A 21,737-nucleotide genomic window follows, 5' to 3' on the forward strand; every position below is an offset into this window, starting at 1 on the left:
GCTCTCCGTTATCTATATGAGTTTGTTCGTGTTGAGAACCAAAACCGCCTGACCGTCTCCCAGAATAGTAATTCCGCCGACATAAGAAAGGTGTGCGAAGTATTCAGGAACAGGTTTAATGGCTATATCGATGCGGTTTATAAGTTCGTCCACCATAAGACCGACCTTACCCATGTCGGTATTGGTGATTACTATGCAGACCTCTTCGGGCAGCTCTCCGGGGTCTTCTTCCAGAAGCCCCTTCATGCTGTAAAGAGGAAGCACCATCCCCCTGTAATGAACGGCAAGACCGTAATGCAGATCCTTGACTTTGTCCTTGGGCAGCTTGATTGTCTCCGCCACATTCTCAATGGGTATGGCATAAATTACAGAACCGAGCTTAACAAGCAGAGCCGTTGAAACACCTATGGTAACAGGTATCTTCAGCACAAATCTGGAGCCTTCCCCCATTGTTGACTGTATATCTACAAAACCGCCGAGATTTACAACGCAGGTTTTCACCACATCCATTCCGACACCGCGTCCGGATATGTCAGTAACTTTTTCCGCAGTTGAAAAGCCGGGTTCAAGGATGAGCTGCATTATCTCTTTATCGCTGAGTTCCGAATCGGAACCGATCAGCCTGTTTGAGATCGCTTTTTCCCTGACTCTGGCGGTGTTTATTCCTTTTCCGTCGTCAATTACCTCTATATAGACAAAACTTCCTTCCTGATAGGCTTTAAGGATTATGGTTCCCAAGGGTGTTTTGCCCGCCTTCTGCCTCTCCTCAGGAGTTTCGATTCCGTGATCGCAGGAGTTGCGGAGGAGGTGAACCAGAGGATCGCTCAGGAGATCCGCAACTTTTTTGTCTATCTCAGTGTCCTCGCCGATTATGCGCAGGTCTATCTGTTTGTTCTGTTTTCTTGATATATCCCTTACCACTCTGGGGAATTTCTGAAAGACCTGCCGGATCGGGATCATCCTGAGGGAAAGTATATCCCTTTGCAGATCCTGAGAAATCCTCGCAATCAGGTTGGCGTTGTCCTTAAGATCCTTAATCAGAGAAGAAGGCAGGGCATATTCACGGGCTATCTTCTGAATCAGATATTCATTGGCGTTCTTTGCCACCACAAGCTCACCTATAGTATTGGTGAATTTGTCTATCTTTTCCTGATCCACCTTCATGGTCTGGCTTCCGACGTCCTGCTGAGGAAGACCGGCGGACTGCTGTTTGGCGGACGTGGGAGCACCTTCCCTCGCAGTGTCGGCAACCGCCTTCATCACTTCCTGCTTTTTCAGAGCTTTATCCAGCTCTTCCTTGCCGAGTTTACCCTCCTCAACGAGAATATCGCCGAGTTTTTTCTGTTTGCTCAGGGCTTCCTGAATATCATCCTCTGTGATTTTTCCGTCACGCACCAGAAGCTCGCCCAGCATCCTCGGGGGTGATTTGAGTTCATCAAGATATTTGAGAATCCTTTCCATATGGGTATCAAAAGGCTTGGATTCCTTTATACATTTTTCAAGGTCTCCGGCTATGCTGTGAAGTTCATCAAACCCCACGAACTTAGCTGCGTTTTTCAACCCGCCGACACCCCTGAGCACCTGCCGGACATCAAGCTCCCCGTCTTCGGAGGCTATGCTGATTATCTCTATAAACTGTTCAAGTTGTTTGATGAATATCTTCACTTCCTCATTTACAAGAGTCATTGAGCTTTTCATAGTCTCAAGGCTTGAGGTGAGGGCTTTAAGAGTGCGGTATGAGGAAGGCACAGGAGTGATCCCCTCCTTGGTGAGACCGGAGAGCATTTCCCTTATATCCGTGACAACAGCAAGAATAATGTCCGCAGCTTTCTTGTCGAACATGATCCTGCCGCTTCTTATGTCATCCAGCACACCTTCAACAAGGTGGGCGAACTCCTCCAGAAAACGGAAACCCACATAGCCGCAGTCCCCTTTTATTGTGTGGAAAACACGGAACAGGTCGTCAATACCGGGACCTGAGCCTTTTCCGTCCTTTTCCAGCTTCAGGGTGACGGACTCTATGGACTCAAAATAATCCTCTATGCTCGCGGCAAGCTCGCCTAAGAGTTCGGCGTCTATGCCTTCCATAGTTATATATTCCGCCGGAACGGACTGAGCTGCGGGAGCCTGCTTTTCCGCTTCATCCCGCACACGGACAGGTTCATCAAGGGAAGCCTCCGCCACGGTGACCACCCCGGGTTCAAAGCCGAAGTCCGCCAGATCCGCAGCGTCAAGCTCGCTTATTATATAAATTTCCGGCTGGAGGTATACATCAAAAGGATTGAGCCTGTCCAGCGGCGGAACGGAAGATGTGTCAGCCTTGCAGAAATATTCGGCGGAGCTCATCTTAAGGTTTGACATAACAGGAAGCGGATCGTAGCCGTTTTCCAGCATCTCCGATGTGAAATGGAAATCAGCCCTGTAAGCCCTGCCCCCTTTTCTGCCTGAGGAGCGGAGCTTTTCCCTTATATCCGCGCAGGATACATAAGCGGGAGGAGCCTCGGCTCCGGAGGAGGATGCGGTCTTGTTTTCCGGTGACGCTTCGCTTCCCCCGAACTGCATATAGCTTTCAAGTTCTCTTATTATTCCGTCCTCATCCACGGAGTATTCCCTGCCTTCCTTCGCAGCCGTGACCATTTCGTAAATGCCGTCAGCGGCTTTCAGAATGCTGTCCACCAGCTCGCCGGATACCTCAAGCTCTTTGTTGCGGAGCTTGTCCAGCAGGGTCTCAAGATGGTGTGTAAATGCTGTTATATGATCAAAGCCGAACCCCGCGGCGCTGCCTTTTATAGTATGAATAGAGCGGAAGACGGAGTTGATAAGCTCCGGATCGTCATCCGCCTCAATTTTCAAAACATCCTCATTCGCCTGCTCAAGAAGCTCCGCTGCCTCATCAAGGAACGACCTGCGGAACTTTTCCATATCAATTTCGACCATACCCCACCCCGTCAGGAAATACCGAGAAGCATTTTTATGTTTATTATCAGTTCCTCAGGTTTCACAGGCTTGGTTATGTACAGGTTCGCGCCGGACATATAGCCTTTTCTGCGGTTTTCCGCCTCTTCCTGAGTGGTAATTATAATGACAGGGGTTTCTTTCCCTGTTTTTCTGAGTTCCTTTATGAATGTTATTCCGTCCATTCTAGGCATGTTAAGATCGCAGAGGATCATGGAAAATGAGCTTTTCACCGCTTTTTCAAGGGCGTCCATGCCGTCTATCGCCTGTTCGGTGTCAAAACCGGCGGACTTGAGAATATTGGCGTGGAAGTGCCTCACCATGTCCGAATCATCAACTATCAGAACCTTAAACGCCATAGCCTCACCCCTTGTAATAAACGACATTTCTGCCGAACCGCTTGATGGAAAAAGCTGTTGTGATACGTCCCACAGACTCGCTATGACCAAGGAAGATATAACCGCCTCTGTTCAGGGCGATGTAATAGTGATCCACAACCTGCTTTCTGGAAATTTCATCAAAGTATATCAGCACGTTGCGGCAGAAAATGAAGTCAAATCCCCTCTGCCGCCTCATCTGCATTTTGTCATTCAGATTTATATGCTCGAAGCGCACCATGTCCCGCACCTCTTGCACCGGAACGTGGCAGCCGTCGACAAAGCTGAAGTATTTGGCATAGTATTCCTCAGGAACATCCTTCACGCTTCTGTCATCGTAGCGGGCGCTTTTTGCCTTTTCCAGCGCCATGAGGTCAATGTCGGAGGCGACTATTTCCACGTTCCATTTCTCGTGCCTGTCCAGAAGCTCACGCACTATAATAGCAAGCGTGTACGGCTCTTCCCCCGTGGAGCACCCGGCAGACCAGATACGGATAGTGTTGTCCTTCTCCCTCTCTTTTTTCTCGGCTATTTCCTGAAGGCAGAACTCCGCGAAAACTTCCAGAGTGGCGAATTCACGGAAGAAATAGGTCTCATTCACGGTGAGGAGGTTCATCAGTTCCTGAAACTCGTCCCCCTCCCTGTCCTTGAACTTGAGAAAGCGTATGTAGTCCCTCGCTGATTCTATACCGAGAGTGGAAAGCCGTTTTTCAAGCCTTTTATTGATGAAGTAGCGTTTCTTGTCCTCAAAGTTAATGCCGGACTTTTTATAAATAAACGCGGTAAGATCCTTGTAGTCCTCAAGGGTAACAACAAACATTTACTGCTCCGCTATCAGCGCCTTGAGGCTGAGAAGCTCTTCTTTGAGATCCCCTTCAGCAACCTTAAGCCTGCGTTCGATTATTTTAAGCGCTCTTTCTCTGTTGATTCCCGCAAGCTTGTCCAAAGCGGCGAGCATCACATTCATGTCATTCTCTCCGGCGAACTCCTCGAAGATCTCTTCCTTGCTCTTTATACACAGCCTGTAGGCTATGCCCATAAAAGTTATGCGGTTGTCGGAATCAAGGTTCTGATCCTTCACTCCGTTGATAACGTATTTTTCGTACTCATAAGGGAGAACATCTATATTATCCCTGATCATAATCTTCAGGATAGAGCCTGATATTTCGTTGAAAAACAGTGTATTTTTATTATTAAGAAACCTGAGCAGAAAAGGCAGATGATCCTTTGTGCCGCATTCCGCCACCATGCGGAAAACGGACGGCTTGTAGAAGCTGTCCATAGTTACTCCGCCCAGTATGTCAAGCACAGTATCCACTACCTCACGTCTTGCAAGGTGAGTGAATGTCTCAATACATGATATTCTAAGCATAGGCTCGTTTGACGCTTCAAAAATTTCCAGTATATCGCTTAAGGATTCCTCGTCATTTATTTTCCCCAGATACTCAACAGCGGTTATCTGCACATTCGGCGCCTTATCCCTGAGAGCGGCACGCAGAGCCGGAATACAGTATTTTGAGCCTGTTGCCACAAGGCTGTCCAGAATGAGCTTGCGGACCTCTTTATCTGAGTGATCCATCACGGAGGTGAGAAAAGGAACAGCGTCTTCTCCCTTGGAGCCGAAAATCTCAATGGCACAGTTTCTTATGAACGCGTCGGACGATTCAAAAAATTTTGCCACAGAAGAAAACTGCGGCGAGACATCCAGAAGCTTCAATCCCTCTACCATAAGCTCCTTCACCATGCGGCTCTCCTCTTTCTTAAGAGCTGCGATAAGATCGGGGATAAGCTCATCCGCATGCAGGGTTATAATATCCTCCACGGCATACAGCCTTTCGGTTTCATCATCGTTTAGGAGGGAGGCTCTGATACTTTGAATATCCATTACGCATTTCTCCGTGCGCCAGCACTTTGTCAGGGCACTATTTTTTTAACAACAGCAAGCAGATCCGCCGGTTTGAAAGGCTTCACTATCCATGCCTTGGCACCGGCCCTTCTCCCTTCTTCCTTTTTTTCCGCCTGAGACTCGGTAGTGAGCATTATGATCGGCGTAAACTTGTGCTTCGCCATGTTTTTAACTTCTTTAATGAGCGTTATGCCGTCCATGTTGGGCATATTAAGATCGGAGATGATCAGGTTAAACCTGTCATTCTCAAGCTTGGTAATCGCGTCCTTGCCGTCACGGGCGTCCACAACTTCATAGCCCGCTGATTTCAGCGTGGCGGCGACAAGCTGCCTCATGGTTATGGCATCATCGACTATCAGTATTCTCTTCACGCTGTTCCCCCTGTCAGATACCCAGTCCGTAAAGCCCCGTGACCCTTGAGGCTTCACTGCTCTTTCCTGTTATTTCATATTTTATTCCCTTCTCCTTTAATGTGTTCAGGAGAGAGATCAGTATATTCACAAAAGTCGTGTCCATGGTGCGCACAGCGGAAAGATCTATCTCCGCCGCGGTTTTTGAGGTCAGGTCAGTATTTTGAAGCGCTGCCAGTGCTTCTTCCGCCATAAAATTTTCGCACTCCCCGGGGAAAATGATTCTAAGCTTTGATTTAAGAGGTTTTATATCCATATCACCATCCCTTCTTAACGACTCTGTTCAGTTCCCAAGCTATCCTGCCGCTGGGCAGCACAACATCCGCCCCGCCCCTGTCTATTGCTTCCTTGGGCATGCCGAAAACTATGCAGCTTTCCTCGGATTCGGCTATGGTGTAGCCTCCGTCCTGCCGTATTTTCACCATGCTGTTCGCGCCGTCATCGCCCATTCCAGTCATCAGCACGCCGACAGTCTTCGCCCCGAAGCAGTTTCTCACCGAATCCATCATCACATCCACGCTGGGGATAAAATGATGCTCCGGCTTTTTAGTAAGCCTTATAATAATCTTTCCGCCGGGCTTTCTGTATAATGTCATGTGGAAGCCGCCCTTGCCGAGATAGCACACCCCGGGGCGGATCTCCTCTCCGGCTTCAGCCTCTTTAACATGTATTTTGCAGTATTCGTTAAGCCTTCTGGCGTATGTCGCCGTGAATGTGGGCGGCATATGCTGAACCATGAACAACGCAGCGGGGAAGTTTTTCTCAAGCTCGGGAAGAACATCAAAAATTGTCTTCGGTCCGCCGGTGGAAATGCCTATGCACACAGCCGGATAATCGTCCAGCTCAAGAGGCGGTTCCTCGTCCTGTTCAACAGTGAGCTTCACCTTCTGAGGCTTAAGGGCTCTCCGCCTGAGTTTTTTTACTTCCGTGCCCGATGCCGCCTTCACTTTTTGCAGCAGATCGTCTCTTACTTCGTCTATGTTGACGGAGACTGTTCCGCCGGGCTTTGCCACATAGTCAAACGCGCCGAGCTCCATTGCCTCAAAGGTTGTGACAGCTCCCTCCTGAGTAAGCGAACTCAGCATGATTACGGGGCAGATCCTTTCCTCAAGCACTATGCAGAGAGCAGTCATTCCGTCCATGACGGGCATGTTTATATCCATCGTAATGACATCCGGTTTAAGGGCGCGCGCCTTCGTAACGCCGTCCTGTCCGTCTCTGGCTGTTCCTACAACTTCAATATCCGGATCGGACTCCAGCATCTCCCTGACTTTTTTCCGCATCAGGGCAGAGTCATCCACAACAAGAACTTTTATCATCAGGCAACCCGCAGCAGTTTGTTAAAAATCTTTGAAAGAAGCCTTTATGAACCTATTTTCTCAAGCTTCTTCTTTTCCGCCTTACTGAACAGCTCATCGACATTAAGCAGAAGGATCATCCTCTGCTTGCCGGTAAGGTTTACGACACCGTCAAGGAACTGGCTGTCCACCCCTGCGCTGAGCACAGCGGGAACTGAATCTATGCAGTCTGAGGGAACACGCAGAACCTCGTCCACGAAATCCACCACAAACCCCACACGTATGCTCGCAAGGTTCACGATTATCACCCTTGTAAACTCATCCGCTGTCCTTGCGGTAAGCTCAAAGCGTTTTCTCAGATCTATGAGAGGTATTACCTCGCCTCTGAGATTTATTATCCCCTCCACGAAGGCGGGGGTTTTGGGTACTCTGGTCACGTTTGAATATCTGTTTATTTCCTGAACCTTCTCAATGAAGATTCCGTATTCCTCATCCTCAATTGTAAAAGTGACTATCTGCTTTTCTTCCGCCGCAGAGGCTGATGCGTCCGTCATAGAGAAATTTCCTCCTTCCTGCCCGGCAAGCTTTTTGAGAGCTTCGATTTCCTTTGCCTGAAGCAGGTTAGCGCTTTCCAGAATCATTACGAGTCTTTCACCCTGTTCCGCCTTGATAATAGCGGAAATCTCCGAGCCGTTTTCGGAAAAAACCTTAGGAGGCTCCTCAATGGAGGATTCGGGCACGCTGAGCACCTCGCTCACTTTATCCGCAATGAACCCGACAAGCGTGTTCTCGATCTCGATTATAACCACCCTTGAATCTTCCGTTTCAGGCTTGTCCTTTTTGCCGAACTTTCTGTGGAGCGACATAAGGGGAATGACCTTTTCCCTGAGGGAGAAAATCCCCATCACGTAGCTTTCCAGCCCGGGAACGGAAACACATTCAGGCAGGCGGATTATCTCGTTTATTTTATGAATCTCTATGGCGTATCCGCTTCCGTCTATCTCAAAGCTGATGAAGCGCCTGTAGTCGGACACTTCCTTATCGGCAACATCCGCTTTCACCGCAAATCCCCGCTGGGAGGATGACTCATCAAACTTCCGCTGGATTTCAGCTATATTCACAAGCTCTTTGGAATCCAGAACCTGAACAAGCCTTATGCCGTCCTTGGTGCGCATTTTAAGAACGCCTGAGATAAACTTCCTGTCCGCCCCGCTGCTCAGCATCTCCGGCAGCTCTTCGTATGAACCGGACTCGGTGGATTTCACCTCACTGACCGACTCAACCACGAAGCCTATCTCAAGTCCGCTTTTTTCGGTTACAATTACTCTGGTGTCCTCACCGTTAACGCAGGGGTTCTGATACCCCAGCCTGAGAGAAAGATCCAGAACAGGGAGCACACTTCCCCGCAGATTACTGATGCCCAGAACAAATACGGGCATTTTGGGCACACGGGTAACCTTGGGCAAACGTATAATCTGCCTTACTTCATCTATGGGGATTCCGAAATATTCCGAACCGACGGTAAACGAAACATACTTTTTATCAGAATGCTCCGCCCCGTTCATTGCCGCTGCGGGGCTCATTTCAGCCATTACGCGCTCCTATAAAAAATCAGTACGCCTGCATCTCGTCTGCGAGAGAAGCAACCTCTTCCGCTGCTGCGGCTATTTCGTTGAGTCCCTTAACCTGCTCGTCTGCCGCGAGTTTGGCTTCATCGGTAAGCTTTCTGAGTTTTTCAGCAACCCCGAGGCTTTCATCGCAGGCAGTGTTGACTCTTGCGACCATCTGACCGCCCTCTTCAAAAAACGCCTGAGAGACCCTGCGGGTTTCGGCTGCGGCGGCTCTGAGCCTCACAGTCTCCACAAGGTTCACCACAGCCACTTCGGACTTCTCTATCTGAACACGGATGAGCTGACTTATCTCCTGAAGCTCGCTCTGGAAGTTGTCTGTCTGCTCGTACATTTCCTCAAGAATGTCCTTCATTTTGTCCGCGTTGTCGGCGGATTCGCTGGCGAGTGAGCGGATGTCGGACGCCACAACTGAGAAGCCTCTTCCGAATTCGCCTGAGCGTGCCGCTTCTATACTGCCGTTAACGGCGAGCATATTTGTCTGTATGGCTACGTTGTTAATTGTATCTACAATTTTTCGTATATTACTGAATGATTTATAAAGCTGTTTAACCTCAGTGCTGATCTCTCTGATGCTCTCGACACTTTTCACAAAACCGAGGGCAACAAGCTCTATACCGTGGTAAAAGCCTCTGTATTCCTTTTTAAAGCCGTCAACCCCGGGAAGAACCTTGTGCTTGAAAACCTCTCTCGCTTCACCAAGCTTTCCTTCCTCCATAAGACGGACTATCTCTCCAGCGCCAAGGTGCACATGGTTGTGCGGTTCGCGTATGGAGTGGTAGCATTTTTCCTCATCGTGGTCATGGGGTTTATAGGTCATATACCATGCGCCGAATGCGCATTTTGTGGGGTCAAGCTGTCCTTCAAAGAGGGTATTGTTGTTGAGCGCTTCCTGAAGCTGGTTGATGAAGACAATATGGTCTAAGGCTTTAATTTCCTCAAGTTCCACAAGAATTTTCTCTCCCTCAACCATCATAACTGCCCAGCAGCCGTTTCCTTCATCAAGGAGCTTCTGCATGGTGTTGAATTCGTGCTTTATTCCGTCAAGCTCATCACCCATTTCCTGAGTGCCCGTATCTATCTGGTCTATGGCTTTGAGTATCTCGTCCGCTGAGGCGTTGAGTTCCTCAATTGTGGCTGAAAGTTCTTCCGCCGCAGCCGCCACCTCTTCGGAGGATTTTGACATATCGGTGGAGTTTTTCAGATCCTCAGACATTTCGGCTATCTCATTTGCCGCCGCGGTGAGCTCGGCGAAAGCCTTCGCCTGCTCCTCGGTAAACTTGCTTACCTCTTCGGAGGCTGTTGCGTTCTGCTCTGTGGCTGCCGCGAGACGGTTTACTATATCAAGGGATTTGCCGGATTCTATGCAGATGCTCTCGGAATCCTTCTTGATTTTGCCCACCTGCTCACGCATTATTTTTGCCGCGTCATTTATGGAAATGCACTTATTGCTTATGAAATCAGCCTTGAAAAGATTGGTTTTGGAACCCTTTGTGAAGGTTGTAACCTTCTCCACCACACGGCTGACCTGCTCAAGGGAAGAATCGATAACAAATTTTATGTCCTTCGCCGCGCCTTCGGAGACTTCGGCGAGGGTACGCACCTCATCCGCCACGACGGCGAATCCTTTTCCGTGCTCACCGGCTCTTGCCGCTTCGATTGCGGCGTTCAGCGCCAGAAGGTTGGTCTGGTCTGCGATTTTCTTAACAACCTGAACTATCTGCTCTATTGAGCCTGCCTTTTCCTTAAGCTGCTCCACAAGGGAGGTGGATTCCACAACCTTGTTGGTTGTGTTGTCCACGCTTTCCCGCAGCTCTTTAACAGCACCCACAGTATTTTCCACACGGTCGTTCATCCTGCTGATCGCCGTGTCGTACTTGATTGAGTTGTCAAAGACCTTGCGGCTCACCTGTTCAAGCTGGATTGTTTCGTTCTTGATATTGTCGGAGGTTCTGCTGACCTGAGCGGAAGCCACGGTGACCTGAACCATTGCGTCCCCGAGCTGTCCGGCTGCGCTGCTTGACTGCTCAATAGCGGACGCCATCTCTTCCGAAGCGGCGGCGAGCCTTTCCGCATTTGCCTGCTGCTTGGCAAGGGTTCTGGTGCGCGCTTTTTCGGCGGCGTTTCGTTTCGCTTCATCTCTCTTTTTCTGAAGCTCTTCTCCCTCTTTTTTCACAAGCCCGGTTCTGCCTTCAAGGCTTGACGGCTTAGCCAGTTTTTTCATAGCTTTCCTCCGAATAATCTCAGAATATTTCCAGTGTATTCAAAATCTCGTTTTCAATTTTAAGCCTGAGTGTGAAGTCAGTATCTTTGTCAGTGCGGATGTCCTTCGCTTTAACGCTGATGATTCCGCTTTCGTCTATCATGAATGAAATATCAATTAACGGCTCGCCGCCGTCCGCCCCGTCCAGTTCAACGGAAAACCTGCCCAGACTGACGAAATGCCAGGGGTTCTCTGCGACGGAATCCCCTGTGTTCAGAGAAGATTTTGCCATATCCTGCAAGACATGAACAGTAATTTTTTTCCTGTCCATTTCAGGAGTGGTGAACACCATGCTGAACTCCACAGGGTAAATCTCATTTTTCCTTAATATCACTTCAAAATTTCCGTTGTCGTCCTCCACACCCAAGTTGTGGGAGGTGACATCATAAAAAACCTTGTCGCTGATGAGCCCTGAGAGCATAGCGGCGTTAACGGCGGCTCCGCTGACCACAGCCTCTTCAGGGTTCATGTCTTTTCTGACCCTGTCTCCGAAAATGTCGGAGATAAGCCTGCGCACGCTGTGTATGCGGGACGCTCCGCCCACGGGAAGAACCTTCGCTATGTCTTCAATATTCAGCCCGCCTGACTCAAGCAGACTGTCGATTATGTTTTTTATTCCCTTCGTGAGGGGCGCTGTAATTTTGTCAAATGTTTCTCTGGTAATTGTTTCCTTGAAATGCAGAGCCCCTTTTTTGGTGACAGTGATATAAGGCACAACCAGATTAACCTCATTCAGCGAGGAAAGCTCCATCTTCGCCTTTTCCGCCTGAAACAGAAGCTGCTGATAGGCTATGGGGTCGCTTTTAAGGTCTATGCCGTGCTGACGGCGGAAGTTTTCTATGAAATATTCCGCCACCGCCACGTCAAAATCCACTCCGCCTATCTCGGTGGAGCCGCCTGTGAACAGCACTTTGCAGCAGTCCGCCTTCATCTCTATCAGGCTTATGTCCAGCGTGCCGCCGCCGAGGTCGAACACCATGCACACATCGCCGGTGTTTTTACCTATGTTATTGTAGAAGAGAGCCGCCGATGTGGGCTCGTTCAGGAGACGCAGAACCCTGAATCCCGCATTCTCCGCGGCAGACCGGACAGCCTCACGCTGGTAATGGTCAAAATAAGCGGGGACTGTGACTACCGCGTCCGCCTCTTTCTCACCGGAATAATCCTCAAAACTTTTTTTAAGCTTGCGGAAAATCAGCGAAGCAAGCTCCTCCGCCCTGTATTCCCTGCCGTACAGCGGAAACAGAATGTCTGTTCCCATATATCTCTTGATATTGGCAATCGTGTGTTCTGATTCCAGAAGCTGCATGCTCTTTGCGTTATCGCCTATCACAGCCTCATTTCCGTTCTTAAAGTATATCACGGACGGCAGGTATCTCTTGCCGCTTTCGGAGCTTATTATGTCTATGGTTCCGCCGTCTCTGTAAACGGCTATCATGGAATTGCTGGTTCCGAAATCTATTCCCACGCAGCGCTTCATTTCTTCACTCCCGCCTCTTCCTCAACTTTGCTGAGGATGTAATCGGTCAGAATGCTGAAATCCATAGCTCCTCTGCTGGTCGGGGCGTAAAGATTTATGGGAAGCCTAGCCTCCGGCGCCTCGGCTATTTTGACATCGCTTCTGATTCTCGGGGTCACCATGTCCTCTCCGAAGTTTTCATAAAGCTCCTTCATAACCTTCTTCGCGTGGTTGCTTCTTATGTCGTGCTGATTGGGGATGATGCCCGCAATCCGCAGGTCAGGATTGTGCGCCATGTTTATGCGGTAAATATTCTGGGCAAGCTGCGCCAGCCCCTCAATAGCGAGAAAGTTTAAAAGAACGGGGATAAGCACGAATCTGGAAGCCACAAGAGCGTTCAGCGTCAGCACTGCCACAGTGGGCGGAGTGTCTATGAGTATGTAGTCGTATTTGTCTCTGATATTGAAAAGGCATTTGGTCAGCTTCGCCTCAACATTCGATCCGTCAAGGAGTTTGCGCAAATCGTGGTGTGAGAAGCCGGTGGAGGCAGGGATAATGTCATACAGCCCGTGAGCGGGCTTAAACAGCGCCTCGGAAACGGGATAATCACCCAGCACCGCACCGTAGATATTCGGGTAGGTATCGTAGGTGTTCACGCCGGACCAGTAGGACAGATGCGCCTGAGGGTCAAGATCTATCAGGAGAATCCTCTTCCCCCTGCTTCCTGCCGCCGCGCCTATATTGAGAACGGCGGATGTTTTGCCGCTCCCGCCTTTTTTATTCGCGAAAGTGATTATTTCTCCCATAATGTCTGAATAATAGCATGCCGATGGTGTTGTACGCAAGATAAGTATACCCTAAGCCTCTGAAAAAGAAGACATAGTTTATGATGTGAGTTTAGCCTCACTTTATCACCATAAGCTATGGTTTCCTTAATAAAACTGCAAAAAAGCACCGATACATGATTATTTCTTGACAATGATTTTGCCATGTTATAAGAAGTTCCTTCACGCCCTCGTAGCTCAGGAGGATAGAGCGATTGATTCCTAATCAATAGGCCACATGTTCGAGTCATGTCGAGGGCATTTAAAAAGCGGACGGCTTATGCCGCCCGCTTTTTTCTTATCTTAATGTCACATCTCTTATAATTGCCGTAAAGCCAGCGTTTTTCCCGTCCTGTTCGATCAGCTGCATGCTGAACTCTATGATAAGCTTCGCTCCGTCCTTCCGTATGGCAGGCACCTTGAGCATCCTGCCGGAATAAGCCGTCCGTCCGGTTTCAAGCACCTTATTGAAACCTTCCCAGTGCCTGTTCCTGTGCTTTTCGGGAATTATCAGGTCAAGGTTGGCTCCCGCCGCCTCAGCCGCCGTGAAACCGAAAATCCTTTCGCAGCCATTGTTCCAGTAAGCTATTCTTCCGTCCGCCGTTACATACATTATTCCGTCATCCGTCTTTTCCGCCATCTGAAAAATGATGTCCTTCATCAGCCGCCTCTCTTCTCTGTTTTTTTAAGATACAGTATCAGCAGCACGGCAAGAGCAGCCATCAGCGCATAAACAATGAAACCCTGCCTGTAGCCAGCGTCTCCGTTTTTACCCACATACGAAGCCAGAACAGGGGGCAGCACAAATCCGCCGAACGCCCCCAGTCCCCCTACCCAGCCCGCCGCTCCGCCTATGGCTTCGGGGATGTATTTGGGAACAAGCTTGAATACAGCCGCGTTGTTCACTCCCATGCCCGCCGCCATGAGCATTATACCGAAAACGGTCAGCGCAAAATTCCCCGTGAACACGATAATAAGCGAACCTGCGCCAAGAACAGCCACAGAAATGAGCGATGCCGCCGCTCCCCCTATTTTATCCGCAAAGCTGCCGCCCGGCACACGGAAAAGCGAGGTGAGCACGGCATAAAACGCAGTGAGAAAACCCGCGGCGGTCACTGAAAAACCGTAAAGCGACTGCCAGAATGTGGGAAACCACGCAGTGAGGGCGATAAACCCGCCGAAGGTAACAAAATAAAGCAGAACGAGAATCCATGTATAAGGATTGGACGCCGACTTAACGAGAGTATAAACAACTCCGCCGGAAGGGAAAAGTTCCTGCTTCCGCGAGGCTTCCGAATAGAGGTCGGCGGCGGATTTCTTCGCCTCATCCTTGGAGGCTCCCTGAGAAAGCGCCTGAAAATACGGTGCGTTGAACGCCGTAAACCAGTAGACGCATACACCCGTGAGCAGAATAACGCTCCACACCACATAAGCCGCAGGCAGCGACATAACCGACAGAGCAAGGGGCAGAAGGAATGAAAACACGCCCGGGGCAAGGTTCCCCAGCCCGCCGAAGGTTCCCAGCGCCCAGCCCTGCTTTTTCTGAGGGAACCAGTACGCTACCTGACTTATGCCCACCGAAAAAGTTGCGATGCCGCAGCCGCTGAGAAAACCGAAGAAAAGGATAAGCGGATAAAGCTCCGCCGTCATATTATCAGGGTATCTGGTGAGAAAAAGCGCTGAAAGCCCCGTCATCCCCGCCAGTGCCAGCAGAAGGAGGATAAGAAAAGGCTTCCGCCCGCCGTCCTTGTCTACCCATGCGGAAAAGGGTATGCGAAGAAGCGAGCCTGAAAGCGCCGGTATCGCCACCAGCAGACCCACCTGCGCAGGGCTTATACCCATTATTACCTGAAGCTTTTTCGCAGTGGGACCGAAGAGGGCAACCGCCGCGAACCCGAAGAAAAAGCCCAGAGTGGCTCCGGTGAGCCCTTTGAGGGGCGAGCCTTTGGCAGTGAAATTCATAAATCCTCCTTGGTGTTCCATCTGAAAATAATGTGCGGGCGGAAAGGATATTTAAGCGGCACGGCAAAAACATGGATCAGCCTTGTGAACGGCAGAGCCGCAATAATCAGGAACATATTAAGAACATGAAGCCTCACGGCAATGGGGAGAGCGGTTATAACATCCCCCTGCGGACTGAGTTTCAGCACCGACAGCACATAGACCGAGGCATTCGAGGCGTACCAGTTGATGCCCCACTTATGAAAAGCAGAGATATAAAGCCCCGTAAGCACCTGAAAAACAAGGAGGATAAGCACCAGCCAGTCTCCTGTCCGTGTCTGTGAGAGGGCATATCTGTCCGAAAGCTTCCTCACAGCAAGCGCCCCAAGCCCGAACAGGCAGAGAAGCCCCCCCGAGAAAGCGAGGGTTTCAAGAGCGGCGAGCACCGTAAGATTACCTGTGAGCGACAACACAAAAGACGGCGCTACGACGCCGATCACATGCCCCGCGAGGACGGTTATTATTCCGTAATGCCACGGCACGGAGCCCCACAGCTTTCTGTTTTCCAGAAACCCGCCGGAGCGGGCGCTTATTCCGTAACGGCGGCTGCGGTAGACAGAAACCGTTCCGAAAACGGCAACAGCCAGCACAGCGTACGGAAATATATTAAAAAGAGTGTTCCAGTTCATCTGTTCCTCCTTTAAGGCATTCATCTGCAAAGATTTTTAATGAACTGTAAATCAGTCCGTAGCCGCTGTGTCCGAGTGACGGCGCAGCAGCGATCCGCCCTGCTGCCTGAGAAAGTGCTTCCGTCAGTCCGGCGCACTCCCCGGCACCTTTGATGCTTATGAAATCCAGAACGAAAGGGATATAGTCCGGCAGTTCACCCGCTTTACGGCTGAACCCCGACGCGGCATATTGTCCCGCCAGCTCCGCCATGAAGGAGGCTCTTGTCCGCTCATCCTTAAACATATGGAATGCGGCATACGGCGCTGTGTCCTTCCCGAAATCGAAAAGCCTTGTGTATTCCTCCTGAAACGCGCCCGTGTCGGACGGCAGGAGAGCAAAACAACCCTCCGCCAGCCCTGCGTATTCCAGCCTGCGGCAATGCTCTTTCACGGCGGACAGGTCGGACGGATAGTCCGTCAGCACTGCGAAGGACTTAAATATCTTTTCAGCGTTTATTTTTTCCATGATCCAAAAACCCCTCAGCGCCCTGCATTTCGTATGAACTGCCGTTCTCTCTGCGTGTTTTGGGTATAACGAACCTTCCAGTGAAGTTGGTAAGGGACGTGAGTCTGTAAGCCTTCTCAAGCTCACGCCCGTTCCAGCCGGAAAGAGATATGCCCTTTTCCATAAGCTCTTTGTCAGCAAGCTCCTTACCGCGCATATAGCTCCTTATACCCAGAAGCTTTTTCAGCGTATCCTCCACCGCTGCTTCGTTGCCTGCGGTGAACACCGAAGCCAGATACTTAACCGGAATACGGAAATTTTCCATTGTCATATCCGTTTCCGCCTTGCGCAGAACAGGGGAAAGCGAAGGAACGTAGAACACCATTGGGAATGTTCTGAACTCCGGATGGAGCGGCAGAGCAAGCCCGAACTCCTTCACGAAGGCATACACGGGCGAATTTTCAGCCGCCTGAATCCAGTCCGGCTCTATGCCCGCCTTCTTCGCATGCCTTTTCACTTCCGGATCGGAAGGATCGAGGATGCAGCTTTTCAAAGCCTCAACAAGGGTTTCCTCCGGCGCCTCCAGAACCTGAATGAGCCTGTCGTAATCGTAAAGCAGAACCCCGGTGTAGCGGATGCGCCCGACACAGGAATGAGCGCAGGCGGAGGGTTCGCCGTTTTCACTTTTCGGATAGCAGAAGATGCACTTCTCCGACTTGCCCCTGTCCCAGTTGTAATAGATTTTCTTGTAGGGGCACGCACTGACGCAGTAGCGCCACGCGCGGCATTTTTCCTGATCGTTCAGCACTATGCCGTCCTCTCCTCTTTTGTAGATGGAGCCTGATGGACATGCCGCCGCACACGCCGGATTGAGGCAGTGGTTGCACAGACGGGGAAGGTACATCATAAAGATCTTCTCAAACTCACCGAAGAGCACCCTGTCCTCCTCTGTGAGATTCGGATCCTTGGCGGCATATTCCCTTGAGCCGCCGAGGTCATCATCCCAGTTGGGACCTGCCTCAATATTCATGCTTTCGCCAGTTATGCGGGATTTGGCTCTGGCTATGGGCTGGTTTGCGCTTTCGGGAGCGTCCGTGAGGTTGGCATAGTCGTATGTGAAGGGTTCGTAGTAATCCTTCATCACCGGCTGATCGGGATTATGAAAAATACGTGAGAGTATCCCCCATTTCGAGCCGCTTTTCAGTGACAGAGAGCCGTTTTTTATCTCCCAGCCGCCCCTGAATTTTCCCTGATCCTCCCAGTTTTTCGGATACCCCGTGCCCGGACGGGTCTCCACATTGTTCCACCACATGTATTCCGTGCCTTTTCTGTTTGTCCACAGGTTCTTGCAGGTGACGGAACAGGTGTGGCAGCCTATACATTTATCAAGATGAAGAACCATCGAAAGTTGCGCCCTGACATCCATAATCAGTACCTCACTTCATTAAGCTTTCTGATTTTCACAAAGGTCTCCCTGTTTACGCCGATAGGACCCCAGTAGTTGAAATAGTAGGTGAACTGCCCGTAGCCGCCCGCCATGAGAGTGGGCTTAAGCCGCACACGGGAGAGGCTGTTGTGAACGCCGCCTCTTTTGCCCGTTGACGGACTCAAGGGAACGTCTATGGTGCGCTCCGGCGCATGATACATCAGGCACATCCCCTCGGGTATGCGCACGCTGACCACAGCCCTGCACACTACATTGCCGTTTTTGTTGCTCATTTCCAGCCAGTCGTTATCGGTTATACCCGCCTTTTCAGCGTCCTTCTCACTGAGCCATACGCACTGACCGCCCCTTGAGAGGGTAAGCATCCTTTCGTTATCAAAGTATGTGCTGTGTATGTTCCATTTCCCGTGAGGAGTGAGGAGGTTGAGCACAAGCCCGTCTCCGCCTTCCGTTTCGCCCAGCATTTCCATATCCAGCTCAGGTTTGTAAACCGGAAGGTTTTCTCCCGCCTGAATATACATTTCATGATCCAGATAAAACTGCTGCCTGCCCGTGAGGGTTCGCCACGGTACAAGGTCTTCCACATTCAGCGTGAAAGGGGCGTAGGCTCTGCCCTTGCCAACCTTGCCGCTCCAGCAGGGGGAGTTGATTATTCTGCGGGGCTGGCGGGTTATTTCATCAAACGATACGGAATACTCTTCATACCCTTCCACAAGATGCGCAAGCGGTCTGCCTGTTTTCGCTTCCAGATCCCTGAACGCCTTGAGGGACACCTGCCCGTTCCCCTCCGGCGCAAGACGCAGAATAGCCGAGGAGGCTTTCAGAGCCGTTGAGACATCAGCCATCTCCTCACCTTCCATGTATCTTGAACCGTTGATCTTTTTCAGGTCATCATATTCCTCTCCGCTGTTCCAGCTAACGCCGTGGGCGCCTATGCCGTTTTCCCTTATGCTTTTGCCGAGGGTTATGTATTTTTCGTGTATCTTCCCGTAGTCACGCTCCACAAAGGTCAGCTTCGGCATTGTTTTGCCGGGTACGGGGTCTTCGTGTCCGTATTTCCAGTCGGTTACATTTTCCTGAGCTATCTCGTCCGGCGAATCGTGGGCAAGGGGAGTCGCCACAAGGTCGTAAACGGGCTTCGGGAAATGCGCCGATGCCGTTTCGGAAAACTTTTCGGCTATGCGGCGGAAGATCTCCCAGTCCCCCGCGGATTCCCAGAGGGGTGGAACAGCCTCCGTCAGCGGGTGCACGAACGTGTGCATATCGCTGGTGTTGAGGTCATTCTTCTCATACCAAGTGGCGGCGGGGAGAATTATATCCGAATAAACGGCAGAGGTATCCATGCGGAAATTGAGATCCACTACGAGATCCACCTTGCCCTCGGCGCCTTTTGCGTCTTTTATATTTTCAAACCCGAAACCTGTTTCCTCCGCATGGACGGAGTGATCCGTGCCGAGAATATGTTTAAGGAAGTACTCATGCCCTTTTGCGCTGGAGGATATGGCGTTTCCCCGCCATATGTACCACACACGGGGGAAGTTTTTCGGGTTGTCCGGATCTTCCGCGGCGAACTTCATCTCCCCTTTTTTCAGCTTGGAGGCGGTTATCTTCATAGCCTTAGCCTTGTCTCCGTCAGCCTCTGTGAGCACCTCTTCCGCGGCGTCTATGGAGCTTCCGCAGAACTGCGGATAAAAAGGCAGCCAGCCCAGCCGGACAGCCTTGGCGTTGAAGTCCGCAGAATGCTGCTCTTTGAATTTCTCTTTATCGGGCACTGCGAAGTAGTCGAATACCGAGCCCTCATACCTGAACTGATCCGAATGAATATACCAAAAGGAGGGAGCGTTCTGGAGCCTCGGAGGCTTGCACCAGTCCCCCGCCATGGCGAGAGCAGACCATGAGGAGAGCATCGCCACCTTCTCCTGACCGACATAGTGAGCCAGCCCGCCGCCGTTTACACCGACAGAGCCTGTGAGCATGAGCGCCATTATCGCCGCCCTGTACGAAAGGTCTGAGTGATACCATTGGTTTACGCCCGCGCCTATAATGATCATGGAGCGTCCGCCCGTCTTCTCGGCATTTTCGGCGAACTCACGGGCGACTTTTATTACCGTCTCCGGCTCTATGCCCGTAAACTGCTGCTGCCATGCGGGTGTATAAGGTGAGTTTTCGTAATAGTCCGCCCCTGCGCCGAGGTTAGCCTTGAGTATGTCAAAAACAGTGGCTACATACACATCACCCTGAACGGTTTTTATCCTCTTCGCTCCGGCTTTCCTTTTGACCGGAGCGTATCCGCCGCCGGCGTCGTAACCGTCCGTGCTGAGGATCACTTCTTCATCACTCAAAGAGAGCATCGGTATCCGTTCCAAGCCCTCTATGCCGTCTGTGTCTTCAAGATTCCACTTCCCCTTCTCCTTTGCCCATCTGTAGCCTATGGTTCCTTTAGGGGAATAGAGCGAGCCTGTGGTCTCGTCCATGAGGAGCATCTTCCATGCGGCGTTTTCCTCTCCGGCGAGTGCGTCAATATCCGACGCGCGGAGATACCTGCCCGCCCTGAAGCCGTCCTTTGAAGCTTCAAGCTTCACAAGGAAGGGGAGATCCGTATATTTCTTTACGTATTCCCTGAAATACGGAGTATCTTTTTTATTGTAAAACTCGTTTATTATTACATTGTTGACCGCAAGCCAGAAGGCGGCGTCCTGCCCTTTTTTCAGAGGAACCCACAGATCCGCGTGCTTCACCGCCTGACTGTAGTCCGGCGAAAGCACCACAACCTTTGTTCCCTTGTATCTTGATTCCGCAAGGAAATGAGCATCGGGTGTTCTCGTCATGCTGACATTGGAACCCATGAGCACAGTGTACATGGAGTTGTACCAGTCGGCGCTTTCGCACACATCCGTCTGCTCGCCCCAGATCTGCGGAGAGGCGGCGGGAAGGTCGCAGTACCAGTCGTAAAAGCTCAGACATGAGCCGCCTATGAGCTGGAGAAACCTTGCTCCCGCAGCGTAGCTCACCTGAGACATGGCGGGTATGGGGGAGAAGCCTGTTATTCTGTCCGGTCCGTATTTCTTTACGGTGTAAACACTTGACGCGGCAATAATATCAAGCGCAGTGTCCCAGTCCGTACGCCTCAGTCCGCCCTTTCCTCTTGCCTGCTGGAAGGATTTTCTTGCCGACTCATCCGTCATTATGGATTCCCACGCAGCAACGGGGTCTGCGAAGCGCTTTTTCGCTTCAGTCCACAGGTCAAGGAGCCTGCCCCGCACATAGGGATACTTCACCCTCAGGGGGCTGTAGAGATACCAAGAAAAAGAAGCGCCTCTTGCACAGCCTCGGGGCTCATAGTTGGGTATGTCATGATCTATCTGCGGGTAGTCCACTGCCTGAAGCTCATTGGTGACAATGCCGTTTTTAACGTATATGTTCCAGCTGCAGCTTCCCGTGCAGTTCACGCCGTGGGTGCTTCGCACTACCTTGTCATAGGAGTTGCGCACACGGTAAAAATCCTCACCGACACGTTCGGCGGGTTTATGTATATCCTTCATATGGTCTGATTTTTTCACTGTCATTCCCTGCCTCCTCTCCGGCGGAACACAAGCCGCAAAAGCAGCGCAAGCAAAACAGCCAGAACTGCTCCCGCTGCAATATGATTAATCTGAAATGCCTTTCCGCTTCCGAAATCATCGATCAATCCTTCAATATCCGTATCTGTGAGAGGGTCTGCCGCATATGCCGCCGCCATCACCTCAATAGGGATATTTTTCAGGAAATCAGCCGCTCCTTCAGCTCCGAAATCATCAATGAATCCGCTTATGTCCGATGCGAGATAACCTCCCTCAAGTCCCATAACGGAGACAGAATGACAGGAGATACATGCAGGAGACCTGCCTGATGATTCCGTGAGAATTCCTGCCAGCGCAGGAGAAGGGGAAAACGCCGTAAAAACCGCAGCGAGTGCGGCAAAGAGAAAAATAATCGCGTTTTTCATACAATCACACCTTTAGAATTACGTTCTAAAGAAATAATATATGAGATCAGTAGGAATAAATTGATTAAGATCAA

The 21,737-nt window shown here is 50.7% G+C and carries 18 protein-coding genes and 1 tRNA gene; 1 reads left to right on the plus strand and 18 read right to left on the minus strand.

The features are described from left to right. Positions 1 to 12 precede the first annotated feature (12 nt). From EP073_RS10180 to EP073_RS10230, 11 genes are read right to left on the minus strand one after another with little or no spacing between them, the layout of a single operon-like run. On the minus strand, positions 13 to 2,937 hold the full coding sequence (locus tag EP073_RS10180) for a chemotaxis protein CheA (protein ID WP_128467044.1): 2,925 nt from the start codon (positions 2,935 to 2,937) through the stop codon (positions 13 to 15). A gap of 11 nt (positions 2,938 to 2,948) precedes the next feature. After that, positions 2,949 to 3,341, minus strand: a complete 393-nt coding sequence (locus tag EP073_RS10185; protein WP_241653992.1) for a response regulator — start codon at positions 3,339 to 3,341, stop codon at positions 2,949 to 2,951. After that, positions 3,319 to 4,152: a CheR family methyltransferase gene (locus EP073_RS10190; RefSeq protein WP_128467045.1), complete on the minus strand. Its 834-nt coding sequence runs from the start codon at positions 4,150 to 4,152 to the stop codon at positions 3,319 to 3,321. Before EP073_RS10190 ends, EP073_RS10185 begins: the two co-directional genes overlap by 23 nt. Then, positions 4,153 to 5,217, minus strand: coding sequence for a HEAT repeat domain-containing protein (locus tag EP073_RS10195; RefSeq protein WP_128467046.1), 1,065 nt, complete (start codon positions 5,215 to 5,217; stop codon positions 4,153 to 4,155). It abuts the gene before it with no gap. A gap of 29 nt (positions 5,218 to 5,246) precedes the next feature. Continuing rightward, positions 5,247 to 5,609, minus strand: a complete 363-nt coding sequence (locus EP073_RS10200; RefSeq protein WP_128467047.1) for a response regulator — start codon at positions 5,607 to 5,609, stop codon at positions 5,247 to 5,249. Positions 5,610 to 5,622: 13 nt separating this feature from the next. Continuing rightward, on the minus strand, positions 5,623 to 5,904 hold the full coding sequence (locus EP073_RS10205; protein WP_128467048.1) for an STAS domain-containing protein: 282 nt from the start codon (positions 5,902 to 5,904) through the stop codon (positions 5,623 to 5,625). Position 5,905: 1 nt separating this feature from the next. Continuing rightward, entirely contained in the window at positions 5,906 to 6,967 is a 1,062-nt protein-coding gene (locus EP073_RS10210) for a protein-glutamate methylesterase/protein-glutamine glutaminase (RefSeq protein ID WP_128467049.1), read from the minus strand. 44 nt (positions 6,968 to 7,011) lie between these two features. After that, the gene (locus EP073_RS10215) at positions 7,012 to 8,538 is read right to left on the minus strand and encodes a chemotaxis protein CheW (RefSeq protein ID WP_128467050.1); all 1,527 of its coding nucleotides are present in this window, start codon (positions 8,536 to 8,538) and stop codon (positions 7,012 to 7,014) included. A 19-nt stretch (positions 8,539 to 8,557) separates the two neighbouring features. Then, entirely contained in the window at positions 8,558 to 10,798 is a 2,241-nt protein-coding gene (locus tag EP073_RS10220; RefSeq protein WP_128467051.1) for a methyl-accepting chemotaxis protein, read from the minus strand. 19 nt (positions 10,799 to 10,817) lie between these two features. Then, positions 10,818 to 12,317: an Hsp70 family protein gene (locus EP073_RS10225; RefSeq protein ID WP_128467052.1), complete on the minus strand. Its 1,500-nt coding sequence runs from the start codon at positions 12,315 to 12,317 to the stop codon at positions 10,818 to 10,820. Beyond that, complete coding sequence (locus tag EP073_RS10230) at positions 12,314 to 13,102, minus strand: ParA family protein (protein ID WP_128467053.1); 789 nt, start codon at positions 13,100 to 13,102, stop codon at positions 12,314 to 12,316. Before EP073_RS10230 ends, EP073_RS10225 begins: the two co-directional genes overlap by 4 nt. A 205-nt stretch (positions 13,103 to 13,307) precedes the next feature. Between EP073_RS10230 and EP073_RS10235 the strand changes: the two genes are divergently transcribed. Continuing rightward, positions 13,308 to 13,381, plus strand: a tRNA-Arg gene (locus tag EP073_RS10235). A 37-nt stretch (positions 13,382 to 13,418) separates the two neighbouring features. On the opposite strand, the gene EP073_RS10240 is transcribed toward EP073_RS10235, so the two are convergent. The 7 genes from EP073_RS10240 to EP073_RS10270 are packed head-to-tail and all read right to left on the minus strand — an operon-like array spanning position 13,419 to position 21,663. Further along, entirely contained in the window at positions 13,419 to 13,781 is a 363-nt protein-coding gene (locus EP073_RS10240) for a PAS domain S-box protein (RefSeq protein ID WP_128467054.1), read from the minus strand. Further along, positions 13,781 to 15,082, minus strand: a complete 1,302-nt coding sequence (locus EP073_RS10245) for an MFS transporter (protein WP_128467055.1) — start codon at positions 15,080 to 15,082, stop codon at positions 13,781 to 13,783. The genes EP073_RS10240 and EP073_RS10245 overlap by 1 nt, the downstream gene beginning before the upstream one ends. After that, the gene (locus EP073_RS10250) at positions 15,079 to 15,750 is read right to left on the minus strand and encodes a respiratory nitrate reductase subunit gamma (RefSeq protein WP_164885337.1); all 672 of its coding nucleotides are present in this window, start codon (positions 15,748 to 15,750) and stop codon (positions 15,079 to 15,081) included. The genes EP073_RS10245 and EP073_RS10250 overlap by 4 nt, the downstream gene beginning before the upstream one ends. Then, a complete protein-coding gene (locus EP073_RS10255; protein WP_128467057.1) occupies positions 15,728 to 16,255 on the minus strand; it encodes a nitrate reductase molybdenum cofactor assembly chaperone in 528 nt (175 codons plus the stop codon). The genes EP073_RS10250 and EP073_RS10255 overlap by 23 nt, the downstream gene beginning before the upstream one ends. Beyond that, positions 16,236 to 17,660 (minus strand): nitrate reductase subunit beta, encoded by a 1,425-nt coding sequence (gene narH, locus EP073_RS10260; RefSeq protein WP_128467058.1) that lies wholly within the window; start codon positions 17,658 to 17,660, stop codon positions 16,236 to 16,238. Before narH ends, EP073_RS10255 begins: the two co-directional genes overlap by 20 nt. A gap of 2 nt (positions 17,661 to 17,662) precedes the next feature. Next, positions 17,663 to 21,244: a nitrate reductase subunit alpha gene (locus EP073_RS10265; protein ID WP_128467059.1), complete on the minus strand. Its 3,582-nt coding sequence runs from the start codon at positions 21,242 to 21,244 to the stop codon at positions 17,663 to 17,665. After that, a complete protein-coding gene (locus tag EP073_RS10270; RefSeq protein ID WP_128467060.1) occupies positions 21,241 to 21,663 on the minus strand; it encodes a hypothetical protein in 423 nt (140 codons plus the stop codon). The genes EP073_RS10265 and EP073_RS10270 overlap by 4 nt, the downstream gene beginning before the upstream one ends. Positions 21,664 to 21,737: the final 74 nt, after the last annotated feature.

This window comes from Geovibrio thiophilus, assembly GCF_004087915.1.
GTDB lineage: Bacteria > Chrysiogenota > Deferribacteres > Deferribacterales > Geovibrionaceae > Geovibrio > Geovibrio thiophilus.

Coding starts and splice junctions, on each gene's coding strand:
- EP073_RS10215 (WP_128467050.1), bottom strand. CDS start 8,538: ATGGCTGAAATGAGCCCCGCAGCGGCAATGAACGGGGCGGAGCATTCT.
- EP073_RS10190 (WP_128467045.1), bottom strand. CDS start 4,152: ATGTTTGTTGTTACCCTTGAGGACTACAAGGATCTTACCGCGTTTATT.
- EP073_RS10250 (WP_164885337.1), bottom strand. CDS start 15,750: ATGAACTGGAACACTCTTTTTAATATATTTCCGTACGCTGTGCTGGCT.
- EP073_RS10225 (WP_128467052.1), bottom strand. CDS start 12,317: ATGAAGCGCTGCGTGGGAATAGATTTCGGAACCAGCAATTCCATGATA.
- narH (WP_128467058.1), bottom strand. CDS start 17,660: ATGGATGTCAGGGCGCAACTTTCGATGGTTCTTCATCTTGATAAATGT.
- EP073_RS10245 (WP_128467055.1), bottom strand. CDS start 15,082: ATGAATTTCACTGCCAAAGGCTCGCCCCTCAAAGGGCTCACCGGAGCC.
- EP073_RS10195 (WP_128467046.1), bottom strand. CDS start 5,217: ATGGATATTCAAAGTATCAGAGCCTCCCTCCTAAACGATGATGAAACC.
- EP073_RS10185 (WP_241653992.1), bottom strand. CDS start 3,341: ATGTCGTTTATTACAAGGGGTGAGGCTATGGCGTTTAAGGTTCTGATA.
- EP073_RS10220 (WP_128467051.1), bottom strand. CDS start 10,798: ATGAAAAAACTGGCTAAGCCGTCAAGCCTTGAAGGCAGAACCGGGCTT.
- EP073_RS10265 (WP_128467059.1), bottom strand. CDS start 21,244: ATGACAGTGAAAAAATCAGACCATATGAAGGATATACATAAACCCGCC.
- EP073_RS10255 (WP_128467057.1), bottom strand. CDS start 16,255: ATGGAAAAAATAAACGCTGAAAAGATATTTAAGTCCTTCGCAGTGCTG.
- EP073_RS10230 (WP_128467053.1), bottom strand. CDS start 13,102: ATGGGAGAAATAATCACTTTCGCGAATAAAAAAGGCGGGAGCGGCAAA.
- EP073_RS10205 (WP_128467048.1), bottom strand. CDS start 5,904: ATGGATATAAAACCTCTTAAATCAAAGCTTAGAATCATTTTCCCCGGG.
- EP073_RS10180 (WP_128467044.1), bottom strand. CDS start 2,937: ATGGTCGAAATTGATATGGAAAAGTTCCGCAGGTCGTTCCTTGATGAG.
- EP073_RS10210 (WP_128467049.1), bottom strand. CDS start 6,967: ATGATAAAAGTTCTTGTTGTGGATGACTCTGCCCTGATGCGGAAAAAA.
- EP073_RS10240 (WP_128467054.1), bottom strand. CDS start 13,781: ATGAAGGACATCATTTTTCAGATGGCGGAAAAGACGGATGACGGAATA.
- EP073_RS10270 (WP_128467060.1), bottom strand. CDS start 21,663: ATGAAAAACGCGATTATTTTTCTCTTTGCCGCACTCGCTGCGGTTTTT.